General features: G+C 70.1%; 23 protein-coding genes. 14 read left to right on the forward strand and 9 right to left on the reverse strand.

Going from position 1 to position 23,646, the window contains the following annotated elements; translation table 11 throughout:
* The first annotated feature begins 56 nt into the window (after positions 1–56).
* Entirely contained in the window at positions 57–707 is a 651-nt protein-coding gene (locus HUW46_RS21335; protein WP_215548951.1) for a TetR/AcrR family transcriptional regulator, read from the forward strand.
* Here the strand turns inward: HUW46_RS21335 and HUW46_RS21340 are convergent.
* Positions 688–1,179 (reverse strand): GNAT family N-acetyltransferase, encoded by a 492-nt coding sequence (locus HUW46_RS21340; RefSeq protein WP_254126394.1) that lies wholly within the window; start codon positions 1,177–1,179, stop codon positions 688–690. The genes HUW46_RS21335 and HUW46_RS21340 overlap by 20 nt on opposite strands.
* 88 nt (positions 1,180–1,267) lie before the next feature.
* Here HUW46_RS21340 and HUW46_RS21345 point away from each other — a divergent pair, with 88 nt between their 5' ends.
* The gene (locus tag HUW46_RS21345; protein ID WP_215548952.1) at positions 1,268–3,151 is read left to right on the forward strand and encodes an FAD/NAD(P)-binding protein; all 1,884 of its coding nucleotides are present in this window, start codon (positions 1,268–1,270) and stop codon (positions 3,149–3,151) included.
* Positions 3,152–3,339: 188 nt separating this feature from the next.
* A complete protein-coding gene (locus HUW46_RS21350) occupies positions 3,340–3,837 on the forward strand; it encodes a DinB family protein (protein WP_254126396.1) in 498 nt (165 codons plus the stop codon).
* A 359-nt stretch (positions 3,838–4,196) separates the two neighbouring features.
* On the opposite strand, the gene HUW46_RS21355 is transcribed toward HUW46_RS21350, so the two are convergent.
* Positions 4,197–4,835, reverse strand: a complete 639-nt coding sequence (locus HUW46_RS21355; RefSeq protein ID WP_215548954.1) for an HNH endonuclease family protein — start codon at positions 4,833–4,835, stop codon at positions 4,197–4,199.
* Positions 4,836–4,930: 95 nt separating this feature from the next.
* Positions 4,931–5,611, reverse strand: a complete 681-nt coding sequence (locus HUW46_RS21360; RefSeq protein WP_254126397.1) for a hypothetical protein — start codon at positions 5,609–5,611, stop codon at positions 4,931–4,933.
* Positions 5,612–5,694: 83 nt separating this feature from the next.
* Between HUW46_RS21360 and HUW46_RS21365 the strand changes: the two genes are divergently transcribed.
* The gene (locus HUW46_RS21365) at positions 5,695–6,981 is read left to right on the forward strand and encodes an adenylosuccinate synthase (RefSeq protein ID WP_215548955.1); all 1,287 of its coding nucleotides are present in this window, start codon (positions 5,695–5,697) and stop codon (positions 6,979–6,981) included.
* A 41-nt stretch (positions 6,982–7,022) separates the two neighbouring features.
* Positions 7,023–7,955, forward strand: a complete 933-nt coding sequence (locus tag HUW46_RS21370) for an LLM class F420-dependent oxidoreductase (protein ID WP_215548956.1) — start codon at positions 7,023–7,025, stop codon at positions 7,953–7,955.
* Here the strand turns inward: HUW46_RS21370 and HUW46_RS21375 are convergent.
* On the reverse strand, positions 7,936–9,588 hold the full coding sequence (locus tag HUW46_RS21375) for a Na+/H+ antiporter (protein ID WP_215548957.1): 1,653 nt from the start codon (positions 9,586–9,588) through the stop codon (positions 7,936–7,938). The two genes, HUW46_RS21370 and HUW46_RS21375, sit on opposite strands and share 20 nt — an antisense overlap.
* Positions 9,589–9,761: 173 nt before the next feature.
* Between HUW46_RS21375 and HUW46_RS21380 the strand changes: the two genes are divergently transcribed.
* The gene (locus HUW46_RS21380; protein ID WP_215550015.1) at positions 9,762–10,994 is read left to right on the forward strand and encodes an MFS transporter; all 1,233 of its coding nucleotides are present in this window, start codon (positions 9,762–9,764) and stop codon (positions 10,992–10,994) included.
* On the opposite strand, the gene HUW46_RS21385 is transcribed toward HUW46_RS21380, so the two are convergent.
* A complete protein-coding gene (locus tag HUW46_RS21385) occupies positions 10,936–11,349 on the reverse strand; it encodes a hypothetical protein (protein ID WP_215548958.1) in 414 nt (137 codons plus the stop codon). The two genes, HUW46_RS21380 and HUW46_RS21385, sit on opposite strands and share 59 nt — an antisense overlap.
* A 148-nt stretch (positions 11,350–11,497) precedes the next feature.
* Here HUW46_RS21385 and HUW46_RS21390 point away from each other — a divergent pair, with 148 nt between their 5' ends.
* On the forward strand, positions 11,498–12,553 hold the full coding sequence (locus tag HUW46_RS21390) for a GAF domain-containing sensor histidine kinase (protein ID WP_215548959.1): 1,056 nt from the start codon (positions 11,498–11,500) through the stop codon (positions 12,551–12,553).
* A complete protein-coding gene (locus HUW46_RS21395; protein WP_305860995.1) occupies positions 12,517–13,182 on the forward strand; it encodes a response regulator in 666 nt (221 codons plus the stop codon). Before HUW46_RS21390 ends, HUW46_RS21395 begins: the two co-directional genes overlap by 37 nt.
* Positions 13,183–13,489: 307 nt before the next feature.
* Here HUW46_RS21395 and HUW46_RS21400 read toward each other — a convergent pair whose 3' ends face one another.
* The 4 genes from HUW46_RS21400 to HUW46_RS21415 form a co-directional block, all read right to left on the reverse strand.
* The gene (locus HUW46_RS21400) at positions 13,490–13,690 is read right to left on the reverse strand and encodes a DUF397 domain-containing protein (protein WP_215548960.1); all 201 of its coding nucleotides are present in this window, start codon (positions 13,688–13,690) and stop codon (positions 13,490–13,492) included.
* Positions 13,663–14,565: a helix-turn-helix domain-containing protein gene (locus tag HUW46_RS21405; RefSeq protein ID WP_215548961.1), complete on the reverse strand. Its 903-nt coding sequence runs from the start codon at positions 14,563–14,565 to the stop codon at positions 13,663–13,665. Before HUW46_RS21405 ends, HUW46_RS21400 begins: the two co-directional genes overlap by 28 nt.
* Positions 14,566–14,659: 94 nt before the next feature.
* Positions 14,660–16,195: an amino acid permease gene (locus HUW46_RS21410; RefSeq protein ID WP_215548962.1), complete on the reverse strand. Its 1,536-nt coding sequence runs from the start codon at positions 16,193–16,195 to the stop codon at positions 14,660–14,662.
* 176 nt (positions 16,196–16,371) lie between these two features.
* On the reverse strand, positions 16,372–17,502 hold the full coding sequence (locus tag HUW46_RS21415) for a glycerophosphodiester phosphodiesterase (RefSeq protein WP_215548963.1): 1,131 nt from the start codon (positions 17,500–17,502) through the stop codon (positions 16,372–16,374).
* A gap of 363 nt (positions 17,503–17,865) precedes the next feature.
* Here HUW46_RS21415 and HUW46_RS21420 point away from each other — a divergent pair, with 363 nt between their 5' ends.
* The 6 genes from HUW46_RS21420 to HUW46_RS21445 all read left to right on the forward strand — a co-directional run bounded on the left by HUW46_RS21420 (position 17,866) and on the right by HUW46_RS21445 (position 23,607).
* Positions 17,866–18,846 carry a TAXI family TRAP transporter solute-binding subunit gene (locus HUW46_RS21420; protein ID WP_215548964.1) on the forward strand — a complete coding sequence of 327 codons (981 nt, stop codon included), beginning with the start codon at positions 17,866–17,868 and terminating at the stop codon, positions 18,844–18,846.
* 57 nt (positions 18,847–18,903) lie between these two features.
* Complete coding sequence (gene purD / locus HUW46_RS21425) at positions 18,904–20,166, forward strand: phosphoribosylamine--glycine ligase (protein WP_215548965.1); 1,263 nt, start codon at positions 18,904–18,906, stop codon at positions 20,164–20,166.
* Positions 20,167–20,248: 82 nt separating this feature from the next.
* On the forward strand, positions 20,249–20,641 hold the full coding sequence (locus HUW46_RS21430) for a type VII secretion target (protein ID WP_254126399.1): 393 nt from the start codon (positions 20,249–20,251) through the stop codon (positions 20,639–20,641).
* A complete protein-coding gene (locus tag HUW46_RS21435; RefSeq protein WP_254126401.1) occupies positions 20,625–21,221 on the forward strand; it encodes a DUF3558 domain-containing protein in 597 nt (198 codons plus the stop codon). Before HUW46_RS21430 ends, HUW46_RS21435 begins: the two co-directional genes overlap by 17 nt.
* A gap of 11 nt (positions 21,222–21,232) precedes the next feature.
* Complete coding sequence (locus tag HUW46_RS21440; protein WP_215548966.1) at positions 21,233–22,837, forward strand: hypothetical protein; 1,605 nt, start codon at positions 21,233–21,235, stop codon at positions 22,835–22,837.
* Positions 22,834–23,607 carry an ESX secretion-associated protein EspG gene (locus HUW46_RS21445; protein WP_215548967.1) on the forward strand — a complete coding sequence of 258 codons (774 nt, stop codon included), beginning with the start codon at positions 22,834–22,836 and terminating at the stop codon, positions 23,605–23,607. The genes HUW46_RS21440 and HUW46_RS21445 overlap by 4 nt, the downstream gene beginning before the upstream one ends.
* Positions 23,608–23,646 lie beyond the last annotated feature (39 nt).

Consider the following 23,646-nt stretch of genomic DNA (forward strand, 5'->3'; position numbering starts at 1 on the left):
CGACGGTGCCGCATGATGTCGCCGTCGCTCGCTCAAGATCACGGGAGAGGTCACGCATGTCAAGCCCCGTAAGGAGGGGTCCGGGCAGGCCGAGGAAGCTGCCCGCCGGGGAACAGCGCGCGCTGGTGCTCGCCGCCGCGAGGGAGGTCTTCGCCGAGGACGGGGTGCAGGGCGCGACCATCGAGCGGATCGCCAGGTCGGCCGGGGTCACGCGGCAGGGGGTGTACGAGCAGTTCGCGGACAAGGCCGCGGTGTTCGCGGCGGTGGTCGCCGAGGCGGAGCAGCTCGTGTTCGCCAAGGTCGGCGCGCCCGCGGCGGAAACCTCGGAGCTGGACCTGAAGGCGTGGGCGCGGCGCAACTACGCGTCGATGTTCGACTTCGTCGCCGAGAACCCGAGCGCGTTCGGCGTGCTCCAGGAGGCCGAGCGGATCGGCGACCCGGCGATGACCCGCCTGCGGGAGCGGCTCGCGGAGGTCTACACCGGCGAGAGCAGGCGTCGCTGGCGGATGCACGGCGTGGAGCCGGGCAGGGCGGACACCGCGCTGGTCACGATGTACTTCGCGATGACCGAAGCGCTCGTGCGCCTGTCCCGCGCCGGTGACGCGCCCGATCGCGAGGCGCTGATCGACCTGCTCACGGAGTTCACCGTCGGCGGCGTCCTGCGGATCTACGCGCAGTACCCGGACCTCATCGCCCGGCTGCGGTGAGCCGCTTTTCGAACGCCAGCAACCCGTACCCCTCCGGGTCGAGCTCGCTGGTGTCGACCGCGGTGTAGCCGGACGAGGTGTACAGGCCCGCCGCTTCGGGCTGCTTCGGGCCGGTGGTCAGGAAGATCCGGCGGTAACCGCGCTCGGCCGCCTCGGTTTCGAGCGCCGCGAGCACGAGCTTCGCGAGCCCGCGCCGCCGGTGCGCCGAATGCGTCCACACGCGCTTCAGTTCCGCCGTTTCTGTGCCGTAGCGCCGGAAAGCGCCACCCGCCACGCTTTCGCCGTGCTCTCGCGCGAGCAGCAGCACGCCGCCGGGCGCGGCGAACTCGTCCGGCGAGTACTTGGTCATCTCCGTGGTGTTGCCGTACCGGGTGAAGTACTCGTCGGCCAGTTCGGCGACCAGCGGCGCCGCTTCGGGATCGGTGATGGCGAAGGCCGCGATTTCGATCGCGCGCACGGAAGGGACACTCACTTCCGCATGGTATCCGCGCCGCGCGACCGCGTCCGTACCGTGGGAAACGGTGCCAGGGGGCGGGAAGCCGCGCGTAGCGTCCGGTGATATGGCGCCTTTCACGCTCGCGATCGTCGGCGCGGGCCCGCGCGGCGTCGGCGTGCTGGAGCGGATCGTGGCCAACGCGCCGGAGCTGCTCGGCGACCGCGGCCTCGTGGTGCACCTGATCGACCCGTTCCCGCCGGGTCCTGGCCGGGTCTGGCGGTACGACCAGTCGCCGCTGCTGCGGATGAACTCGATGCCGGAAGACGTCACGATGTTCACCGACGAGACCGTGGTGATCGACGGCCCCGTCGAACCGGGCCCGTCGCTGGCGGAATGGGCCGAGCTCGTGCGGACGGGACGGCTCGACGCCGAAGTCCCGGCACCGCTGCGGGCCGAACTGACCGCGTTGTCCGGTACGTCGTTCCCGACCAGGCGGTTGCAGAGCCAGTACCTCGGCTGGGTCTACCGGCGGGTGCTCGAATCGCTGCCGCCAGCGGTGCGGGTGGTCGAGCACGCGTCGCGCGCGGTCGGCCTCCGCGACGGTTCGCCGCAGGAAGTGCGGCTCGCCGACGGCTCGGTGGTGGCGGCCGACGCCGTGCTCTTCACCGTCGGGCACCTCGACGCGGAGCCGGACGAACCGGCGGCGGAGCTGGCCGGGTTCGCCGCCGAGCACGGCCTTCGGTACTACCCGGCGGCCTACACCGCGGACGTCGACTACCGCGCGATCCCGCCCGGTGAGCCGGTTCTCGTGCGCGGGTTCGGGCTCGCCTTCGTCGACCTGCTGCTCGTGCTCACCGAGGGCAGGGGCGGGGAGTTCGTGGAGGATTCGTGCGGCGGGCTCCGGTACGTCCCGAGTGGACGGGAGCCGACGCTGCACGTCGGGTCGCGGCGCGGCGTGCCGTACCACGCGAAGACGGGGTACCGGCTGCGCGGAAAACCGTTGGTGCTGCCGCGTTTCTTCGATTCGTACACTGTGGACAAACTCGTCGCGGCCCCGCGCGAGCTCGACTTCTTCGACGACGTTTGGCCGCATATCGCGAAAGAACTGGCCTGGGGGTACTACAGCGAGCTGTTCACCGGGCACCCCGAGCGCGTGGAGCTGGACTTCGCGGTCTTCGCCGACGCCTTCGCGGACCTGGAATGGGGCAGCGCGGGCATGCGCGGACTGGTCGAATCCGCCGTGCCGTCCGAAGTGGACAGACTGGACCTCGGCCTGCTCGACCGGCCGCTTTCCGGGCTGAGGTTCGGCACCGGGGAGGAGTTCGGCAAGCACCTGCGCGAGTACGTCGAAGCCGATCTCGCCCGCCGCGCGAACGCCGAGTACAGCGCGGACCTCGGCGCGTTCATGGCACTGCTCTCGGTGATCGGGCAGCTGCCCGCGCTGATCGGCAGCGGCCGCATCGCCGCGCGCTCCCAGCTGTCCGATGTGGATGGTTGGTTCCACGGGTTCTTCTCGTACTTCGCGAGCGGCCCGCCGCCGCGGCGGCTCGAGGAGCTGCTCGCGCTGCACCAGGCCGGGGTGGTGTCGTTCCTCGGCGCGGACATCGCGATCGAGGCCGATCCCGCCCGCCGCGCGTTCGTCGCGACCAGCGGCAGCTTCCCCGGCGAAGTCATCGCGCCGACGGTGATCGAAGCGCGCCTGCCCGAGCCGAGCGTCCGGCGCGTGGCCGATCCGCTGCTGGGCGCGTTGCGGGACGCGGGGGAACTGGTCGAAGAATCGGTGACCGACAGTGCGACCGGCGCCCGGTTGTCCTCGGGCCGCATCCACACGCGCGTGTCGGACTCGCGCCTGCTGGACCGTGACGGCGTCGCGCACCCGCGCCGGTTCGCGGTCGGCCCGCACACCAGCGCGCGGTCCGCCGCCGCGTTCACCCGCCCCCGCACGAACGCGCTGCCGTTCCGGCAGAACGACGCGCTGGCACGGGAGATCCTGCGCCTCACGCATTGACCCCGCGCTCGGGATCGGCATAAGATTCCCGGCATCGGCGCTTTCGTGGCGCCTCCTCTCGACTGCGGTGTCCAGCTCTGCCCGCGTCGACTCGCACAGCGGTGCGCATCCCCGGCGCTTTCGGCGTCCCAGCCCGTTCCCCTTCCCGGACGGGCACTTCAGCCATGCACAAAGAACGGAGTAAGCACTTGAGCACGACCCTGATCACCGACGGAACCGAACGAACGCTCCTCGAGAACATGCTCGACTTCAACCGCGAGGCCCTGATCGAGACCGCGCGCGGCCTCTCCGAAACCAACGCCCGCCGACGCCTCGTTCCCTCGCTGACGACGTCGATCTCGTTGCTCAAGCACGCCGCGGGCGCGGAACGCATTTGGTTCCAACGATTCTGGGCCGGTCTCGAAGAGTCCGAATGCGACGGATACTCGAAGCGCGACGAGGGCACCTTCGCCGTCGCGGAAGACGAGTCCCTCGACGACGTGATCGCCGAGTTCGAACGCGCGAGCCAGCGGTCCCGCGAAATCGCCGCCCGCTTCGACCTCGACGACACGAAGGACAACCCCCGCGAAGGAAAGGTCAGCATGCGGTGGACCCTGCTGCTCATGATCCAGGAATTCGCCCGGCACGCGGGACACGGCGACATCCTGCGCGAACAAATCGAAGCCCCGCACCAGAAATCGACCTGAACGCGCTCAATGCCCCGAAGGCCACCTTCGGGGCGCCAGACGCCGCGATCGCACCCCTCGCGCGCTCGACTGCCGCGGGCCCCCATGCCCCGAAAGATGTTCCTATAGAGGTCGGGTCCGGCCGCGGGGTGCTGCCGAAGGCTCATTTTGGGGCGTTGAGCGTCACGATCTCGGCCCTCGTGGCGGGCTGCCGCCCTGGTGCCTGTCCCCGAAGGTGGCCTTCGGGGCGGTAGACGCCGCGAATTCGGCCCTCGCGCCGCACTCCCGCCGCCGAGCGAGGGCGGCAAGCGTCCTCGAGCGCAAGAAAAACGGGGCGGCACCGAACGGTGCCGCCCCGGAAGATCCGAAAGCCCCGTGCGTCAGCACTTCCCCAGCATGTCGGTGAGCGCGGTCTTTTCCGCGTCGTTGACGGTGAGCTTGAACTTCGACTTCACCGCGACCCACATCCGCGCGTAGGTGCACCAGTAGCCGGTTGACGGCGGCTTCCACTGGTCGGGCGACTTGTCGCCCTTTTCCTGGTTCACGTTGTCCGTGACCGCGATCAGCTGCGGGTCGTCCAGGTCGTTGGCGTAGGCCTGGCGCTGTTCGGTGGTCCACTTCGACGCGCCGGTGCGCCACGCGTCGGCGAGCGGGACGACGTGGTCGATGTCCACATCGGACGTTTTGGTCCAGGTGGCGTCGTCGTACGGGCTGAACCACGAGCCGGACGTGGCCGCGCAGTCCGGGCCGGTCTTGACGTCCTTGCCGTCGCGCTTCAGCACGACCTCGCGGGTGTTGCAGTTGTTGCCCTGGTCGATCCAGTGCGGGAACTTCTCGCGCGAGTAGCCGTCGAGGCTGCCGTCCGGTGCGACGGTCAGCTTCGTGAGGGCCGCCTTCGCCGTGTCGGCCGAAGGGATGTTCGGCGGCTCGGCGGAGGCGATACCGACCATGCCCGTGGTCAGTACCGCCGAAACGCCCAAAACGGTGAACGAGTTGCGAACACTTCGTGACGTTGGCATTTTGCTGCCTCCGTGTTGGATGTGGGGACTTGATAACCCTTATCCACGAAGGTGGCGAATGCAACACCTCCGGGTGACAACACGCCAACGCCGTGTCAACGAGCGCGGGCCAGCCGGAGGTCCTCTGTGTGCCGGTACCACGTCCATTTGCTTATCTGGCGCGGAAACGGCACGCCGTCGAGCACCGGAACGGTGGGCACGCAGCCGATCTGGAACGCGCGGCCGCGCGTGGTCGACGGTCGTTTGAACACGAGGCCCTTCGTCACGCGGGCGACGAGGCCCGTACCGCCATCCGGGTCAGGGGTTACCGCTATCTGGCGAGCGGCGCCACGCAGAGCCACTTCGTCGTCGCAGTAGGCGACTCCGCGAACGGGTCCGACCGTGGCCCTGCCGACGAGCACGCCGCCCGAATCATCCCGGATGAGCGGAACCGGATCCGGATCGCCGTGCACCGCGACCTTCAGCGCCTCGGCCGCACCGGTCGGCAGCCCCCACACCGCGGCGACGGCTGAGTCCGCGGCCGCGGGCACGAACCCGACCGCGACCCGGGAAAGCGCGTCCTTGCGGAGTAACCGCACGACTACGGAGGCGAGCGCGGCGTCCGTCCCCGCCACCACGAGCCGGTCGACATCGCCCAGGTGGGGGTCCACATCCGCCTTGCCAGGCCGCTCCGCGACGGTCCTGACCTCGAAGCCGTCCAGCTCACCCGACACCGGCGCGCCTCGCCCGCAGAGCAGCACCAGTCCCCGCACCGTCAGGTCCTCCGTTACGCTCATGCACCGGCATTCACCAGCGCCACGGGGTGTCCCAGCGGATCACCCCACCGAAATCTTTGTCGCCGAACATCCTGGAGTGTCACATGCCGGCCATCGTGCTGATCGGTGCCCAATGGGGAGACGAAGGCAAGGGCAAGGCCACCGACCTGCTCGGCGACCGGGTCCAGTGGGTCGTCCGCTATCAGGGCGGCAACAACGCCGGGCACACCGTGGTCCTCCCCGACGGCCAGGACTTCGCGCTCAAGCTCATCCCGTCCGGGATCCTGACCCCCGGCGTCGCGAACGTGATCGGCAACGGCGTGGTGGTCGACCCCGGCGCGCTGCTCGACGAGCTGACCGGCCTGGAGGAGCGCGACGTCGACACCTCGCGCCTGCTCATCTCCGCCGACGCGCACTTGATCATGCCGTACCACGTGGCGATCGATAAGGTCACCGAGCGCTACCTCGGCGCGAAGAAGATCGGCACCACCGGCCGCGGCATCGGCCCCTGCTACCAGGACAAGATCGCGCGCGTCGGCGTGCGCGTGCAGGACCTGCTGGACGAGAAGATCTTCCGCCAGAAGGTCGAGGCGGCGCTGGACTTCAAGAACCAGGTGCTGGTCAAGGTCTACAACCGCAAGGCGCTCGACGCGAACGAGGTCGCCGACACCGTGCTGGCGCAGGGCGAGAAGTTCGCGCACCGCATCGCCGACACCCGGCTGCAGCTCAACCAGGCGCTCGAACGCGGCGAGACGGTGCTGCTGGAGGGCTCGCAGGGCACGCTGCTCGACGTCGACCACGGCACCTACCCGTTCGTCACCTCGTCCAACCCGACCTCGGGCGGCGCGAGCGCGGGATCGGGCATCGGACCGGGCCGGATCACCACCGTGCTCGGCATCCTGAAGGCCTACACCACGCGCGTCGGTTCCGGCCCGTTCCCGACCGAGCTGCACGACGAGTCGGGCGAGTACCTGCGCAAGACCGGCGGCGAGGTCGGCGTGAACACCGGCCGCGACCGCCGCACGGGCTGGTTCGACGCGGTGATCGCGCGCTACGCCACGCGCGTCAACGGCATCACCGACTACTTCCTGACCAAGCTGGACGTGTTGTCCGGGCTGGAGCGGGTGCCGGTGTGCGTCGGCTACGAGGTCGACGGGTTCCGCACCAACGACATGCCGATGACGCAGACCGACGTGCACCACGCGGTGCCGATCTACGAAGAGCTGCCCGGCTGGTTCGAGGACATCTCGGGCTGCCGCACCTTCGAAGAGCTGCCCGCGAACGCGCGCGCGTACGTCGAGCGGCTCGAAGAGCTCGCGGGCGCCCGTGTTTCGGCGATCGGCGTCGGCCCCGGCCGCGAGCAGACGATCGTGCGGCACGAATTCGTGTAGTTTCCGGGAATCGGGGGCGGGCCCGGCGGGTTGTGCCCGTTATGAGCATCGGTGTAGCACTCCTCGCCTCGCCCCATGCCCCCAACGCGATCGACGATCTGGTTTCCCAGGCGCACGCCGCTTCCGCTGCCGGGATCGGCACCGCCTGGCTCGGTCAAAGGCTGGATTACGACGCCGTCGCGGCGGCCGCGATCGTCGGCAGGGAGGTGCCCGGCCTTGCGGTCGGCACCTCCGTGGTGCCGATCTTCGGGCGGCACCCCGTCCTGCTGGCGAACTCCGCGCAGACCGCGCAGGCCGCGACCGGTGGCCGGTACACGCTCGGGCTCGGACTCGGCGCGAAAGCGTTGACGGAGCCCGCTTTCGGCATTCCGCACGAGCGTCCGATCAAACGGCTGCGCGAATTCATCACGGCACTGCGGTCGATCTTCGACACCGGAAACGTCGATTTCGAAGGCGAGACGTTGACCGCGCGCACGCCGCTGCCCGCCGCCGTCGCCGGGGCGGATCCGGTGCCGATCGTGGTGGCCGCGATGGGGCCGCAAGCCCTGCGCGTCACCGGAGAACTCGCGGACGGGACGTTGCCGTTGTTCGCGGGCCCGAAAACGCTCGAGAACCACATCGTGCCCGTCATCGCGAAAGCGGCCGAAGAAGCGGGACGCCCGGCGCCGCGGATCATCGCGCTCGTGCCGACCGTCGTCACCAGTGATGTCGACGCGGCGAAAGAGCGAATGGCTGCGGAAACCGCTTTCTACGACACCATTCCGTCGTACCAGCGGGTCGTGGCGCTGGAAGGCGCTTCGAAGGCGGCCGAGGTCACCGTCGTCGGTGACGAGGAAAGTGTTGCCGCGCAACTGAACCGCTACTTCGACGCGGGCGCGACCGAGGTGGTGCTCTCCTACACCGGCCTGATGGGCGACGCCGACCAGAAGCGGACCGTCGAACTGGGCGGGCAGCTCAGCTCACGCGTGAGGTGAGCGTGTTCGTCAGCGCCAGTTCTTCCAGATCCAGTTCCCGCAGCACTTTCCGGAGCACGTCGTCGTCGAGGTTGCCCGCCTTGGCTTCGGACAGCAGCACTTCCCGCTGGGTGACGAGCAGTTCGCGGCGGGCGCGGATGAACGCGGCGTGCGGGCTGCCTTCGCGTTCTTCCGCGCTCAGCGAGATCGCGGCGACGGCGCCCCGGTAGCGGGTTTCCACCAGCGTCCGCAACCGGTTCGCCAGCTTCTCCGCCTTCTCCTTCGGAATGTCCACAGAGGACAGCATCTGGGGCAGGATCTCGTCGAGCCTGGCCAGCGCCGCCTCCATCGCGGCGTTGCGGGCGGCGAGTTCCTCCTGTTCGTCCCGCTCGGCCTCGTGCGGGTCGCGGATGCCGAGCTTCTTGATCAGCACGGGCAGTGTGAGCCCTTGCGCCAGCACGGTTCCCACCGCGACGGCGAAGGCGAAGAGCTGGATCTCGTCGCGGCCGGGGAACGGATCGCCCGCCGCGGTCACCAGCGGCACACCGGTGGCCGCGGCCAGGGTGACCACGCCGCGCATCCCCGTCCACGACAGGACCGCGAGGTACCGCCACGACGGCACCGGTCTGCCGCGCCCGAACAGGCGCATGGTCTGCGGCAGGTAGCTCGACAGGAACACGTACGGGATCCGCACGAGCATCGTCACCGCGAGCACGATCGCCGCGTCCAGCACGAGCGTCCCGTTGTCGCGCGCGTTCGCTTCGACGCCTTCGAGGATGAACGGGAGCTGCAACCCCATCAGCGCGAACACGAGCGCTTCGAGCAGCACGTCGATCGACGCCCACACCGACGAATCCTGCACGCGCGTCGCCGGTCCCGCGTGCAGCGAGCGGTTGCCGAGGTAGAGCCCGGCGGCGACCACGGCGAGCACCCCGGAACCGCTGAAGGATTCGGAAAACGGGTGCAGGTGCTCCGCGGTCACGTAGGCGGCGAACGGCACGATGATCCCGATCGTCGACTCCATCAACGGGTCGTCGAGGCGGCGCCGCACGAAGCTCACCACGACCGCGATCGCCAGTCCCACCGCGATGCCGAGCACGACGGCCACGCTGAACACGGCGAATCCGTGCCCGATCGAGCCCGCGGTGCCGAGCACGGCGGCGAGCGCGATCTTGTAGAGGGTCAGCGCGGCGGCGTCGTTGACGAGGCTTTCACCGGTGAGCACGGTCATCAGGCGGCGCGGGAGGCCGAGCCTGCGCCCGATCGCCACCGCGGTCACGGCGTCCGGCGGCGCCACGACGGCCCCGAGGACGAGCGCGGAGGCCAGCGGCAGGTCGGGCAGCAGCAGGTGCACGGTGAACCCGACGACCAGCGCGGTGACCGCGACGAGCACCACGCCGAGCGCGATGATCGGCCGCAGGGTCGCGCGGAACTGGGTGACCGAGCTTTCCAGCGAGGTCGAGTAGAGCAGCGGCGGCAGCACCAGGCTCAGGATCAGCTCCGGTTCGAGCTGCATCCTCGGCACCCCGGGGATGAACGACACCCCCAGCGCGACCACCACGATCAGCAGCGGCGCCGACAGGTTGTACCGGCGCGCGAACGCGGTCAGGCCGAGCGAGCCGGCGAGCACGGCCATCAGCGTCAGAATCTCCATCCGAACCTCCCGGGAAGATCCTCACCCAGGCGGCCCGGCTCCGCTCGCGGCGGGGGAACCTGTCGATCTCTTCCGCTCAGTGAAAGACCTCTGGTGTCGAATGTGCGCTATCCGAATCATTGGTCGCCAAGCGAACGCCCGGAGAAGATCGTTGGAGGTCGGCGATGTCGGCGATGTCTCGCGAAGCGAGTGCCTGGGTGCGGCCACTGGCCTGGACGGCCGTGCTGCTCGACGGGTTCGACCTCGTGGTGCTCGGCACCGTGCTGCCCGTCCTGCTCCGCGACCACGTGTGGGGCCTCACGCCGGGCACCGCGTCGGCGGTGTCCACCGCCGGGCTCGTCGGGATGACGCTCGGCGCGCTCGCGATCGGCACGGTCACCGACCGGATCGGCAGGCGCAAGGCGCTCATCTTCGCCGTCACCGCGTTCTCGGCGTGCACGGCGTTGTGCGCGCTCGCCCCGTCCGCGTTCGTGTTCGGGCTGCTGCGCTTCCTCGCCGGGCTCGGCCTCGGCGGCTGCCTGCCGACGGCGATCACCCTGGTCACCGAGCACGCGCGGGCGGGGAAGGGCGGCAGCGCGACGACCACCGTGATGACCGGCTACCACGTCGGCGCGGTGCTGACCGCGTTGCTCGGGATCGGCCTCATCCCGGCGCTCGGCTGGCGCGCGATGTTCGTCGCGGGCGCGCTCCCCGCGGTGGTGCTGGTGCCGTTGATGGTGAAGTTCCTGCCCGAGTCGGAAGTGTTCGAAGCGGTGGCCGCGCGACGGGAGCGGCCAAGCGCCCGCGACGTGGTGCGCGGCCTGTTCAGCGGCGGCTTCCTGCGCGCCACCATCGCGTTCTGGGTCACCTCGTTCATGGGGCTGGTGCTCGTCTACGGCCTCAACACGTGGCTGCCGGAGATCATGCGGCAGGCCGGGTACCAGCTCGGCGCCGCGCTGGGCCTGCTGCTCACGCTGAACCTCGGCGGGGTCGCCGGCCTGCTCGTCGCCGGGTTCGCCGCGGACAGGGCGGGCATCCGCCGCTCGACGATCACGTGGTTCCTCGCCGCGGCCGCGTTCCTCGCGCTGCTGAGCGTCCGTCTGCCGGGGTTCGGGCTGTACGCGGCGGTGTTCCTCGCCGGGTCGTTCGTGTTCAGCGCGCAGGTGCTCGTGTACGCCTACGTCGGCCGCACCTACGGCGACGCGCTGCGCGCCACCGGGCTCGGCTGGGCCGCCGGGATCGGCAGGCTCGGCGCGATCTGCGGCCCGGTCGTCGGCGGCGCGCTGCTCTCGGCCGGGATCGCCTACCCGTGGGGCTTCTACGCGTTCGCGCTGATCGGGCTGGCCGGTGCGGCGGGCGCGCTGGCCGTCAGGACGGGATCGGCCGCGAAGAATCCACAAAGGACAGTGAAGGTCCGGCGAGGCTGAGGCCGACCGGCACGATCCGGCTGCCTTCGGGACTCAGCGTCTTCGCCAGCAGCTCGGCCGTGCCGTACGAACGTACGAGTGTGCTCGATTCGGCGATCAGCAGCGCGTCGATCTCGGGATCGGTGGCGAATTCGATCGTGTACCGCAGCAGCTCGGTGTACCGGCGCTCGATGTCGTCCGGCGCGACCTCGGCCGCCCACGCGGTGATCAAAAGGCCCTGGCCCCGGGCGAACCGGCGGCAGCCCTCCCGAAGCTCCGCCAGGCTCGCGCCGGGGCCGTCCCATGCGGTGCAGCAGTAAGCCGTTGCCGCGCGGAGCGCCGGCGTCGAGCGCTTCCGCGAGCGCCACATCCACATGTCGGCAAGTTTCCGTTCCCCGCCGGAGGTTCGCGCCGGTCCACCGTCCCGAGTTCACCGGGTCGCAAGGCCCTTGTCGGGTGCTTGCGCGAGTGCTAGCGGGCAGCGGAGAGTAAAAAGGCTCGGACTGCAGGGGATGGTGAGGCCGGTGGATCCGGGGGAACGCAGGGCGCGGTGGGTTCGCGCTTCCAACGACATCACCGGCTCCTTGCTGTCCGGTAACGATCCGAAGGCTTCTTTACGGCTCGTCGCGGAGCGCGCGCGGCAACTCGCCGAGGCGCCGGTGGCCGCGATCGCGCTGCCCGACGAAGACCGCCCGGGAAACCTCGTGTTCGACGTCGTGGACGGGGTGGGGATCGGCGCCGACCGGATCAGCGGGCTGTCCGTGCCGATTTCCGAAACCGGATCGGGGCACGTGTTCGTCACCGGGAAAGCGGCGATCTTCCGGCAATATGGCAACCACGTACTCGCCAGGGCGGACGACCCGTCGGTGCGGTTCCCGCCCCAGGTCGCCGATCTGGACTCCTCGGTGGCGGTGCCGCTCGCGGCGGCGTCGGACGTGCTCGGCGTGCTCGTGCTGGTCCGGTTCCGCGGCGACCCGCTGTTCACCGAAGGAGATCTCGAATTGGCGGAGACGTTCGCCGCACATGCCGCTGTCGCGTTGGTGTTCGCCAGGGCGGCCGAGGTGCGAAGACGCCTCGCGGTCCTCGAGGACCGCGACCGCATCGCGCGCGGGTTGCACGACCTGGTGATCCAGCGCCTGTTCGCGGTCGGACTCGGCCTCGACGGGCTGCGGAACAAGCTCGACCCCGAACACGCCGAGACCATCGGCGGTTTCGTCGCCCAGCTCGACGAAACCATCCACGAAGTACGCCGCACCATTTTCTCGCTCCACGAAGAAGAATCCGGACTGCGCACCGCGCTGGTGGAAACCACGCGCGAGGCCACCGTCCCACTCGGCTTCGAGCCGCATCTCCGGCTCGACGGCCCCCTCGATTCGCTCGTGCCGGACGATGTCCGCGCCGATCTGCTGGCGGCCCTGCGCGACACCCTGTCCGATATCGCCTGCGGCGGGCAGGCGAACGCGGTCGACGTGGCCGTGCGCGTCGAACCCGACGGCAGCATGCTCGAACTCCGCGTCACCGACGACGACGGCGCGGACCTGCGGTGGCGGACGCGGCTGCGGACGGGGGACTCGCCGTGATCTCGGTCTTCCTGCTCGACGACCACGAGCTGGTCCGCCGCGGCCTGCGCACGGTGCTCGAAGACGCGGGTGACATCCAGGTGGTCGGCGAAGCGGGCACGGCGGCGGAGGCGCTGGTGCGGATCCCGCTGGTGCGGCCGGAGGTCGCCGTGCTCGACGTGCGGCTCCCCGACGGCGAGGGCATCACGGTGTGCCGCGACGTGCGCGCCTCCACGGACCCGCCGCCCGCGTGCCTGATGCTGACCTCGTTCTCCGACGACGACGCCCTGTTCGGCGCGATCATGGCGGGTGCCGCCGGGTACCTGCTGAAGCAGATCTCGTCGAGCGCCGTCGTGGACGCGGTGCGCACCGTCGCCGCGGGCGGGTCGCTGCTGGACGCGAAGGTCACCGCCACCGTGATGAACCGGCTGCGCGGCGACCACGGCGACACCCGGTACGATCTGCTGAGCCCGCAGGAGCAACGCGTGCTGGACCTCATCGCCGAGGGCCTCACCAACCGCGAAATCGGCGACCGGTTGAGCCTCGCGGAAAAGACGGTGAAGAACTACGTTTCCTCGCTGCTGCACAAGCTCGGCCTGCAACGCCGCACGGAAGCCGCCGTCTACGTCGAACGCCGCCGCCGGGAGTGAGCGGGAGCGGGGTACCCCGAAGGCCACCCTCGGGGACTTGAGCGCCACGCTCTCGGCCCTCGCGGCAGGCATCCCTCGTCGGGCAGGCGGCCGCCTTGTCCCCGAAGGTGGCCTTCGGGGCGCTAGACGCCGCCAACTCTCCCCTCGCATCGAACTCCCACCGCCCGTGCGGGCTCGCGGCGAGCTCTCGCGTGCCCCGAAAGTGACCTTCAGGGAATTGAGCGCCCCGAAAGTCACCTTCGGGGCATGAGTAGCTGGGGCGGGGAGGCTGCGAGGGTGAGAAAAGTGACGTTAGATGCCCTGAAGGTCACCTTCGGGGCATGCGTGCGGTGGTGAGGAAGGCCCGCCAGGCGGAACGGGGCAGGGTGAGGTGGCCCGATCCGGGCGCCTTCGAGTCCCGGACCACCGTCGTGGAATGTTCGCAGGCGACCTCGACGCAGGCGTTCCCACTCGCGTTGCTGTAGGAGCTCTTTCGCCAGGTCAGTCCGGTGCGATCCTGGGTGGGCATGGGGGCGCGGCCTCCGCTCGGTCGTAAGCGGCTGCCAAATCGACAAGCCACGCCCGCGATTGTCCCTCATCGAGGGCCGCGTTATCGAGCTTGTCGAGCATGCTTCGGTGAGTAACCACGTCATGGGGACCTTCCAGAAAGGTCCCGCTGGTCATGCCTTCGGTGTAGACGACCGAAGGAAACCTGTCGTAGTCCATGACCCGGAACGCCTGCCAAGCGCTGAAGGGCCCGGCGGAGTCAGGAACAATGCGGACTACGCAGTGGCGTTGCGCGCCCGTCAGCATGAGGTACAGGATCTGCTCGTTCATCACCTGGTTGTCGCCGATGACTGCGCGAAGTGCGCGCTCTTGCTGGAAGAAGGTGCATTGGGGTGGCAAGCGGCGGTGGAGCAATCTTTGGCGTGCCATCCGGGCCTTCACTCGCAGCTCGATGGCATCGGGCGTGAGCATGCCGCCCCAGTGGAGCAATTCCTGCGCGTAGTTCTCCGATTGCAGCAGCCCTTCGAGCACATCTGGTTCGTAGGCGGTGATCGCGGTCGCCGAGCTTTCCTGCACGATCAAGGATCGGAGTTCCGTGCTCAGGTTGGGTTCGTGCGAGCGGACCAGGCCGGGGCCATCCGGTTCCGCCGCCAGCTTCACCAGCCACTCGTAGTCGACCTGGTCCACCGGGCCGCAGCCGCCGAGGTACCTGGCGACATCGGTGGCCGAGGGCGGCCGCGCCCCGTTCTCGATGAACGAGAGGCTCGCATGCGACCACCCCAGTTTCTGCGCCAGCTCGCGAAGGGACAGGTCCGCGCTCTCGCGGTGCTTGCGGAGTTCCGAACCCACTTCGCGTGCTTTGACGCTGTACGGCCGTGGCGTTCGCTTTCTGCCCATGTGCTCACGCTAGGGCGTCGAATCCTTTACGGACAGGCACTTTCCCCGGTTTCACCGCAAAGTACGTACGCGGTTCGAAACCGAAACGGCCCGCTCATCCGATTTCCTTCAGCTCCTGTTCGACGGCGGCCAGTTCTTCCGCGCTGCCCTGAACCTTCGGGCCGGTGAACCACTTCCGCGCCGACGCGAGCCACCACAGGCCCGCGCCGCCGAGTACGACCAGGAAGGCGACCGGGGTGTAGTTGAAGGTGTCCGCGGTGATCGGCGAAACCTGCGGCAGCATGAACAAAACGAAGATCACCACGACCCACAGGCAGGCGACGATCCCGATCGGCCTGCTCCACCGGCCGAGGTGCCACGGGCCGCGTTCGAAGTCGTCGCCCCGGCGCAGCCGCAGGAACACCGGGATCACGTACGCCACGTACAGCCCGACGGTCGCGATCGAGGTCACCGCCGAGTACGCCGTTTTGCTCCACAGGTACGGCAGCGCGAGCACCATCGCGCCGCCCGCGGCGAGCCACACCGCGTTCGTCGGCGTCTGCGTGCGCTTGTTGATGCGGTGCCAGATCTTCGAGCCGGGCACCGCGCCGTCGCGCGCGAACGCGTAGATCATGCGCGAATTCGCGGTCACCGAAGCCATTCCGCAGAACAGCTGCGCGCCGATGCAGATCAGCAGCAGGAACTTCCCGGTGGCCGCGCCGGTGGCGTCGATGAAGATCTGCGCGGGCGGCACGCCGGTGGCCGAGTTCACCGCGCCGTCGTAATCCTGGATCGCGAAGGTCAGGCCGATCAGCAGGATCCAGCCCGCGACAAGGGAAACCAGGATCGAGTTGACGATTCCGCGCGGTCCGGCGACCGACGCGTTCTTCGTCTCCTCGGTCATGTGCGCGGACGCGTCGTACCCGGTGAGGGTGTACTGCGCGACGAGAAGACCCAGCGCGAACACGTAGACCGCGGAACCCCAGCCCGTGCCGTTCGCGAAGTGCCCGAACACGAACGAAGCCGATTGGTGGTGTTCGGGAAGGAAGACCAGCGCGCCGACGATGACCAGCACGCCGATCAGGTGCCACCACACGCTGACGCTGTTGAGCACCGCGACGATCCGCACGCCGAAGGTGTTCAGCGCGCCGTGCACCACGAGGATGATCGCGAGCAGCAGGATCGTGTGGCCGGGTGTCGCGGCGAACCCGAACTGCAGATCGAGGAAGGCGTTGAGGAACAGCGCCGCCCCGAAGTCGATGCCCGCGGTGACCGCGACCTGGCCGATGAGGTTGAACCAGCCGGTGAACCACGACCACGCGGCGCCGTTGCGCGGGGCGAGCTTGGCCGCCCAGTAGTACAGCCCGCCCGCGGTCGGGAAGCTCGAACACACCTCCGCCATGCCGAGGCCGACGAGGATCACGAACACGCCGACCAGCGGCCAGCCCCAGATCATCGCGGCGGGCCCGCCCGTGGTCATGCCGAAGCCGTAGAGCGTGAGGCAGCCGGAGAGGATCGAGATGATCGTGAAGGAAACCGCGAAGTTGGAGAAGCCGGACATCGTCCGCTTCAGTTCTTGGGCGTAGCCGAGCGCGTGCAGCCTCGCGGCGTCGGCGTCCTGCTCTTCGGGCTGGTTGCTTGCCTCGGCCATGGGCACCCACCTCGAAAGGTATACGGACAGACCATTGAGATCCGCATACTGTGCCCGTGCCCGCCGCGAGTGTCAAGAATCCGTCAAAATCCGCCCCCGGCCAGCCCAGTGATTCATGCCCCGAAGGTGGCTTTCGGGGCATCTACGTCCCCGAAAGCCACCTTCAGGGGGCTTCCTCAGCGTTGCTGGAACGCCTTCACCGACTCCAGCGCGGTGTCCGGCTGGTCGGCGAAGAACCCGTCGACGCCCGCCTTCAGGAACGCCGATTCCTCGGCGAAGACGTTCCCGTACTGCTGCGGGTTCGCCGACGAACGCAGGTTCGCGGGCAGGAAGTTGTTCTCGTTGCGGAAGGTGTACGGCTGCACCCGCAACCCGGCCGCGTGCGCGTCGGGCACCAGCGAGGTCGGCGTCGTCAGGTTGCCCGCCTTGTCGAGCGGGATGATCTGCGCCTTCTCCGGCCCGAGGTAGTCCGCGTACTTCTTGATCTCCCGCAGCCCGGCCGGCGTGACGAGATCGGCGTAGGTGCGCTTGTCGCCCCTCGCGACGAAGTCGGCTGGCGCGCCCTTGGCCTCGGTCAGCTGCAGCAGCGGGACCCGGACCTGGCGGTGCAGCGCGATCAGGTTCGACACCTCGAACGACTGGATGATCACCGGCGCGCCGCGGCGGTTCAGGTGGTTGCGGTCGAGGATCTCCACCAGCTTCGGCTCGATCGGGTTCTTGATCGACGCGAAGTACGTGGAGTGCTTGACCTCGGGGTAGGTGCCGAGCGTCCGGTGCAGTTCGTGGCCGAGGCGCCGGGTCAGGTCGAGCACCTCCTGGTAGGTCGCGATCCGGTACCGGCCGTCGTAGATCGTGTTGTCCGGCCGGATGTCGGGGATCCGCTCGGCGGCGTACAGCGTCTTCAGCTCGGCGAGGGTGAAGTCCTCGGTGAACCAGCCGGTCAGCGGTTTGCCGTCGACGACCTTCGTGGTCTTCCTCGCGGCGAACTCGGGGTGCTTCGCCACGTCGGTGGTGCCGCCGATCTCCGGCTCGTGCCTGGCGACGAGCTGGCCGTCCTTCGTCGGCACGAGATCGACGTCGACGAAGTCCACGCCCTGGCGGAACGCCAGTTCGTAGGAGGCGAGCGTGTGTTCTGGGCGGTAGCCTGGCGCGCCGCGGTGGCCGACGATCACCGGACCATCGTGCCCCCGGCTCGCGGTGGCCGCATCCGTGGCCTCGGTCGCCGTGGCGGGGCCCACCGCGAGCCCCGCGGCGCCGAGCACGGCCAGTCCGGACAGGGCGAGCAGGCCGAGTCGCTTTCGCATCATGAGTGCCCTCTCTTCACGGGATGTCGGCCGGGACACTGGTCCCCCGCGGCGACCGGCCGCCGACGGGCGCTTGACGAGCGGGTGAACGGCGGATGGCCCCTGACGCGGTTGTGACGGGCCACACCGTACCGTGCGAGCTGCGCGAACGCGCCGACACGGACCGTGGCCGCCTTCGTCCACTGTGGTCAGTCGCGCCCGCGTCGGGGGCGGGGTGGCGATCTTCTACTATTCGGTGCCGCCGAAGCCGGGTTTTGGTTTCCGTGCGGTCGCGATCACATCTCACCTCGTGCCGGAAACCCCGGACGGCGCGGCGGCGTGAGCACAGTGGGCTCAAGTCGGGCTCGAGACACCAGGGAGTGGAGCATGCGCGCGAAGGCTCGGTCGGCCCGGCTGCTGGCCGTCGTGCTCGTGCTCGCCGCCACCGGCTGCACGGGCGAGACCTCGAACGGCCCCGCCCCGGCCGGATCCTGCACGGCGGGCGAGGGCACCGTCAAGATCGCGACCGGCAACCCCGGCGGCGTGTACTACGCGCTCGGCGGCGGGCTGGCGCAGGTGATCAGCGCGAACACGAAGCTGAAGGCGACCGCCGAGGGCACCGGCGCCTCGGTGCAGAACATCCAGCAGCTCGCCGACGGCCGCGACGACGTCGCGTTCGCGCTCGCCGACACCGCGGCGGACGCGGTCAACGGCACCGGCGTGTTCGCCGGGCGCCCGCAGCGGATCCAGGCGCTCGCGCGGCTGTACCCGAACTCGACGCAGGTGCTGGTGCGCAACGGTTCCGGGATCAACAGCATCACCGACATGCGCGGGAAGCGGATCTCGATCGGCTCGCCGCAGTCCGGCACCGAGGTGATCGCGACCAGGCTGCTGGAGGCCGCCGGGCTCAACCCGGACACCGACATCCAGGCGCAGCGGCTCGACCTCGCCGCGACCGCGGACGGCGTCAAGGCGGGCACCATCGACGGGCTCGTCTGGTCCGGCGGGCTGCCGACCGCGCAGCTGTCCGACATCATCACCTCGCTCAAGGGCCAGGTGAAGTTCCTCGACATCACGCCGCTGCTCGGTGCCATGCGCAAGATCAACCCGGTGTACGACACCGGCGAGATCCCGGTCGCGACCTACGCGCAGCAGGCCGCCGTGCCGACCATCGTGGTGCCGAACTTCCTGTTGGTGCGCAGCGATTTCCCCGCGCCGAGCGCGTGCGCGATCACCAAGCTGCTGTTCGACAAGAAGGCCGATCTCGCGCAGGCGCACCCGTCGGCGGACCAGATGGACCCCGGCGTCGCGAAGCTGACCCAGCCGGTGCCGCTGCACCCCGGCGCGAAGCAGGCGCTCGGCGGCTGAACGGCCGTTGGACAGCACCGCGGGGCAGCGGCGAACGCGGCCGGTTACCCTTCACTCGTGCGTGTCCTGGTTGTCGGGTCCGGTGCCCGCGAACATGCCCTTGTCCTCGCTGCCTCACACGATCCGGTGGTGACCGCGCTGGCGTGCGCGCCGGGGAACGCGGGTACCGCCGCGCTCGCCGAGCAGCTCGCCGTCGACGTCGCGGACCCGGCCTCGGTGACCGCGCTCGCCGGGAGCTGGAAGGCCGATCTCGTGGTGATCGGGCCCGAGGTCCCGCTGGTGGCCGGTGTCGCCGACGCGGTGCGCGCCGCCGGGATCGCGTGCTTCGGCCCGTCGGCCGCCGCCGCCCGCATCGAAGGCTCCAAGGCGTTCGCGAAGGACGTCATGGCCGCCGCGAAGGTGCCGACGGCGCACAGCGAAATCGTCGACAACCCCGCCCACCTCGATGCGGCGCTCGCGCGCTTCGGCCCGACCTGGGTGGTCAAGGACGACGGGCTCGCCGCGGGCAAGGGCGTGGTGGTGACCGCCGACTACGAGCTGGCCCGCAAGCACGCGATGACCCTGCTCGACGGCGGCCACCCGGTGCTGCTCGAAACCTTCCTCGACGGGCCGGAAGCCTCGCTGTTCTGCCTGGTGGACGGCCGCACCGTGGTGCCGCTGCTGCCCGCGCAGGACTTCAAGCGCGTCGGCGACGGCGACACCGGCCCCAACACCGGCGGCATGGGCGCCTACGCCCCGCTGCCGTGGGCCCCGTCCGGTCTCGTGGACGAGATCGTCGCGAACGTCGTGCAGCCCGTCGTCGACGAGCTCGCCGCGCGCGGCACCCCGTTCTCCGGTCTGCTCTACGCGGGTCTCGTGCTGACGTCCGACGGCCCGCAGGTGATCGAGTTCAACTGCCGCTTCGGCGACCCGGAGACCCAGGTCGTGCTGGCACTGCTGGAAACCCCGCTCGGCGCGCTCCTGCACGCCACCGCGACCGGCGTGCTCGCCGAGCAGCCGCCGCTGCGCTGGCACGACGGCGCCGCCGTGACGATCGTGATCGCGGCCGACGGCTACCCGAACGTGCCGAGGGCCGGTGACGTGATCACCGGCGGCGAGGCCGAGGGCGTGCTGCACGCGGGCACGCGCCGCCGCGACGACGGCGCGGTCGTGTCCCAGGGCGGCAGGGTGCTGTCCGTGGTCGGCGTCGGCCCGGACCTCGCGCAGGCGCGCGAAGACGCCTACCGCAGGGTGGCGAAGGTGCACCTGCCCGGATCCCACCACCGCACGGACATCGCGCAGCGCGCGGCCGAAACCGGGATCGCGATCCCGTCCCGCTGAACTCGTGCGCGTTTCACATCCGCGTTGGTAGCCTTTCCGAGTGGATATGACCGGCTACCGTCCGTTCCTGTGAGGTGGGGAAGTGCCAGGCGACCAGGGCGCACCGGGGAATCCGCTGGGCACCGCGGTACCGCGGGTGCCCGGGATGAAGGACATCGACGTCGATCCCGACCAGGTGCTCGAGGTCGCGAAGATCGTCGAAGACCAGGCCAACGCGCTGCAGGCGCGGCTCACCGTCCACCTCGACGCGCTGCACATCGACCCGCCGGCGCAGGACGTGGTGTCCGGTGCCGCGGTGTCGGCGTGGAACCAGCTCGTCGCCGACGGGGACGCCTCGTACGCGAAGCGGGTCCGTGAGTACGTGCAGAACCTGCGCGATCTCGCCGGGCAGCTGCGGGACGCGAGCCACAAGTACGTGGCGAGCGACGAGGAGAAGGCCGAGAGCCTGCGGGACAGGCGTGTCCGTCCGAACTAGCGCGCTGCTCGCCGCCGGTGCCCTCACCGTGCTCGCGGGCTGCGGCACCACCGAACCGGGGGCGGCGGTCCCGGCGCCGCAGGTTTCCGCTCCGGCTCAGCCGGGGCAGGACTTGCCGCGGCGCGCGAAAGACCTGCCGCTGGCCGGTGCCGATCCGTGCAAGCTGCTCACCGAGGCCCAACTCGACGAGCTGAAGGTCAACGGCCTGCCGTCGCAGACCGCGCCCGGTGACCGGCGTGACGGCCCGACCTGCGTGTTCCGCGTCGACGCGACCCAGCCGTTCTACAGCTACGCGGTCGAAACGATCACCAGCGCGGATCTCCAGGACTGGTTGACCGGCAAGCACAAGAAGTCGAGCCTGACCAAGCAACCGGTCGACGTACCCGGTTTCCCGGCGGTGAAGAACTTCCGGGACACCGCGCATCCGCTGGACTGCGAGACGCTCGTCGGCGTGGCGCCGGGGCAGACGCTGCGGGTGCAGATGGCGCCGCTGGACAACTCGTTCACGCTGGCGCGGATGTGTGACATGGCCACGACGGTGGCGAAGATGGCGGTGCAGACCTTGGCCGCACGGCAGTGAGGACGGCGGAGATGAGCGACGGGATCGACGTCGGGGCGCTGGTGGCCAGGATCTCCGACCACCGCTTCGACGGCTACTCGTACAACATGCTCGCCGACGAGGTGCAGGCGTTCCGCAACGGCGACGGGATCGGCGGCATCTCGTCCGCGGTCGACGCGCTCAAAGCGGTCGCGGGCGCGCTCGACGAAACCGACGGGACCCTGCGCGACCAGCTCGGCAAGCTCGGCGTGGTGTGGACGAGCACCGCGGGCGGCCAGGCCGGGGTGGTGCTCGCCGAGCACGCCGGTTTTTCCCATGACGCCACCACGAAGGTCAACCACGCGGCGGAAATGATCTTCGCGCAGGGCGAGGCGTTCAACCGGACCCTGCACCGGTTGCCGGAAACCGCGGCCCTGCGCACCGGCGCGGGCAGCGAGGGCTATTCGTTCGGCGACTCGGTGGCCGGGCTGTTCGGCTTCGAAACCGATCACGCGAACGCGGTGCGCCAGGCGAACGAGGCACGCCAGCAGACCGTCGACGCGTTGAACGAGTACGCGCGCTCCAGCGGCGAAAACCTGGCGTCGACCGAGGAAATCGGCAGGCCGGAGACACTCGGGCTGCGAGGCAGCGGCGGTCCGTTCACGAACCTCGTCGCCGCCGATCCCGGTTCGGGCGATGACCCGGTGCTCCCGCAGGGCGGTGGCGGCGCCCCGGCTGGCGGTGGCCCGGTGCCACCGCCGTCGCCGGGAAGCCCGGCACCGCACGGCGGCGGCGCGTCCGGCGGCCCGGTGATCACCCCGGTCGGCCTGCCGCCCGCCGCGCCGGACCAGACCACGCGGCCGACCGGCCGGGTGCCGCACGCGCCGCGACCCGGCCAGGAACCGCCGTCGGGATCGGCTTCCGGCAGCGGCCCGGTGGCGCGGGCGCCGATCCCGGACGGGCGCGGCCAGGTGCGGCCGCCCGCGGTGAATCCGCCCGCGCAGCCGGGTTTCGCCGGCGGGCTGGTCACCGGCCCGACCGTGCCGGAATCACGCGCGGCCGGGCCGCGCACCCCGTCGGCGGGCAGGACGGGTGGACCTGGCGGCGGTGGCGTTCCCGGCGGTGGCACGCGGGGCGGCAGCGCGCCCGGCGGCGGTGAAGCGCCTTCGGGGCACGCGGCTTCCGGCGGGCCCGCGCTCGCGAAGGGCCGGGTCGTCGGATCCGTGCCGCAGCCTCCGGTGACAGCGTTGAGCACCGGCGCGCCGTTCAGCACGGTGCCGAGGGCCGCGTTCGGCGGGGCCGAGCTGGGCGCGGGCATCACGGCGCTCGGCGCGGCCGGTGCCGGTGGCGCGGTCAGCGGCGAGCCGGATCGCCAGGGCAAGGGCTTCGCGAGGAGCGCGCCGTCCAGATCGGCGAAGGCGGCCAAGCAGATCCCGATGGACGACCTGCCGGAGGAAGAGGCGAAGGTGCTGCGCAAGTCCGGGCACGGCACCGAGCAGCAGCCTGCCAAGCGCGGACTGCTGGAGCGCGCGGCGGAGCGGGACGCCGAGGACGGCAAGCAGGTCCGCCGGTTCGGCGTCGACGACAACGACCTGTTCACCGATCAGCGCGAGGTGCCGCCTGGCACGATCGCCCGCGGGGACGAGTCCCGAGGATGAGTTCACCGACCGGTACGGTCGTCCTTTCCGTTCTCGAGTTCGACGCGTTGTGGGAGGCGGAGCGCCTGCCCGAACGGCATCCGGCGCTCCAGGTGATCAGCCCGGGGATCACCTGGACCGAGCGCCGCCAGCTCGTCGAGGAGGCGCTGACCGGGTTGCGCGGGCGCGGTCTCGTCCGCGGCACGCGGGCGACGGGTGAGGTCGCGGACCTGTTCAACATCCTGGCCGCGCCGCAGCTCGCGCTCGACGCGTGGGTGTGGGCGGAACGCGAGATCAAGGGCCTCGCCGCGCGGATCGGCGGCACCGCCGTGCTCGCGGTCATCGACGCGGGCGAGGTGTGGCTCATCCCGGCCGACGCGGACCGCCTGCCCGAAGCCGCGGTGTCCGTCGCGGGCGAGCTGGAACCGGGCGTCGGCCGCTCGGTGAACGTGCCGCATGACGTGCTCACCGCGGCCGACATCGAAGCACGCGGCGACGCGAAAGCGCTCGTGACCGCGCTCGAAGACCGGCGCCTCCCCTTGGAGGAAAGCCAGGAACTGGCCGGGATGTTGATGGGGACCGTCGCAAGAGGACAGTTCGGCGCCGAGCGGCGCGGCCGCGACGGCCTGGTGCGGCGGGCGCCGAGGGTGGTCGCCTTCCACGACACCGATTCCGGCCGGTACCTGTTCCAGCTGAGCAGGGACGCGAACGGCAGGGATTGGGTGACCGTCACCCCCGCCGACAACCTCGTGCTGGAACAACGACTCCACGAACTGATGGCCGAGTTCTGACCGTCCATAGTGGATCTTCGTGACGAAGTCCTCTCCGAA

Origin of the sequence: Amycolatopsis sp. CA-230715, from assembly GCF_018736145.1 — a bacterium.
Lineage (GTDB): Bacteria > Actinomycetota > Actinomycetes > Mycobacteriales > Pseudonocardiaceae > Amycolatopsis.

Excerpts from the sequence above, each read along its gene's own strand:
- HUW46_RS21335 (WP_215548951.1), top strand. The coding sequence starts at position 57 with ATGTCAAGCCCCGTAAGGAGGGGTCCGGGCAGGCCGAGGAAGCTGCCC.
- HUW46_RS21345 (WP_215548952.1), top strand. The coding sequence starts at position 1,268 with ATGGCGCCTTTCACGCTCGCGATCGTCGGCGCGGGCCCGCGCGGCGTC.
- HUW46_RS21355 (WP_215548954.1), bottom strand. The coding sequence starts at position 4,835 with ATGCCAACGTCACGAAGTGTTCGCAACTCGTTCACCGTTTTGGGCGTT.
- HUW46_RS21360 (WP_254126397.1), bottom strand. The coding sequence starts at position 5,611 with ATGAGCGTAACGGAGGACCTGACGGTGCGGGGACTGGTGCTGCTCTGC.
- HUW46_RS21365 (WP_215548955.1), top strand. The coding sequence starts at position 5,695 with ATGCCGGCCATCGTGCTGATCGGTGCCCAATGGGGAGACGAAGGCAAG.
- HUW46_RS21370 (WP_215548956.1), top strand. The coding sequence starts at position 7,023 with ATGAGCATCGGTGTAGCACTCCTCGCCTCGCCCCATGCCCCCAACGCG.
- HUW46_RS21375 (WP_215548957.1), bottom strand. The coding sequence starts at position 9,588 with ATGGAGATTCTGACGCTGATGGCCGTGCTCGCCGGCTCGCTCGGCCTG.
- HUW46_RS21380 (WP_215550015.1), top strand. The coding sequence starts at position 9,762 with ATGTCTCGCGAAGCGAGTGCCTGGGTGCGGCCACTGGCCTGGACGGCC.
- HUW46_RS21385 (WP_215548958.1), bottom strand. The coding sequence starts at position 11,349 with ATGTGGATGTGGCGCTCGCGGAAGCGCTCGACGCCGGCGCTCCGCGCG.
- HUW46_RS21400 (WP_215548960.1), bottom strand. The coding sequence starts at position 13,690 with ATGCCCACCCAGGATCGCACCGGACTGACCTGGCGAAAGAGCTCCTAC.
- HUW46_RS21405 (WP_215548961.1), bottom strand. The coding sequence starts at position 14,565 with ATGGGCAGAAAGCGAACGCCACGGCCGTACAGCGTCAAAGCACGCGAA.
- HUW46_RS21410 (WP_215548962.1), bottom strand. The coding sequence starts at position 16,195 with ATGGCCGAGGCAAGCAACCAGCCCGAAGAGCAGGACGCCGACGCCGCG.
- HUW46_RS21415 (WP_215548963.1), bottom strand. The coding sequence starts at position 17,502 with ATGATGCGAAAGCGACTCGGCCTGCTCGCCCTGTCCGGACTGGCCGTG.
- HUW46_RS21420 (WP_215548964.1), top strand. The coding sequence starts at position 17,866 with ATGCGCGCGAAGGCTCGGTCGGCCCGGCTGCTGGCCGTCGTGCTCGTG.
- HUW46_RS21440 (WP_215548966.1), top strand. The coding sequence starts at position 21,233 with ATGAGCGACGGGATCGACGTCGGGGCGCTGGTGGCCAGGATCTCCGAC.
- HUW46_RS21445 (WP_215548967.1), top strand. The coding sequence starts at position 22,834 with ATGAGTTCACCGACCGGTACGGTCGTCCTTTCCGTTCTCGAGTTCGAC.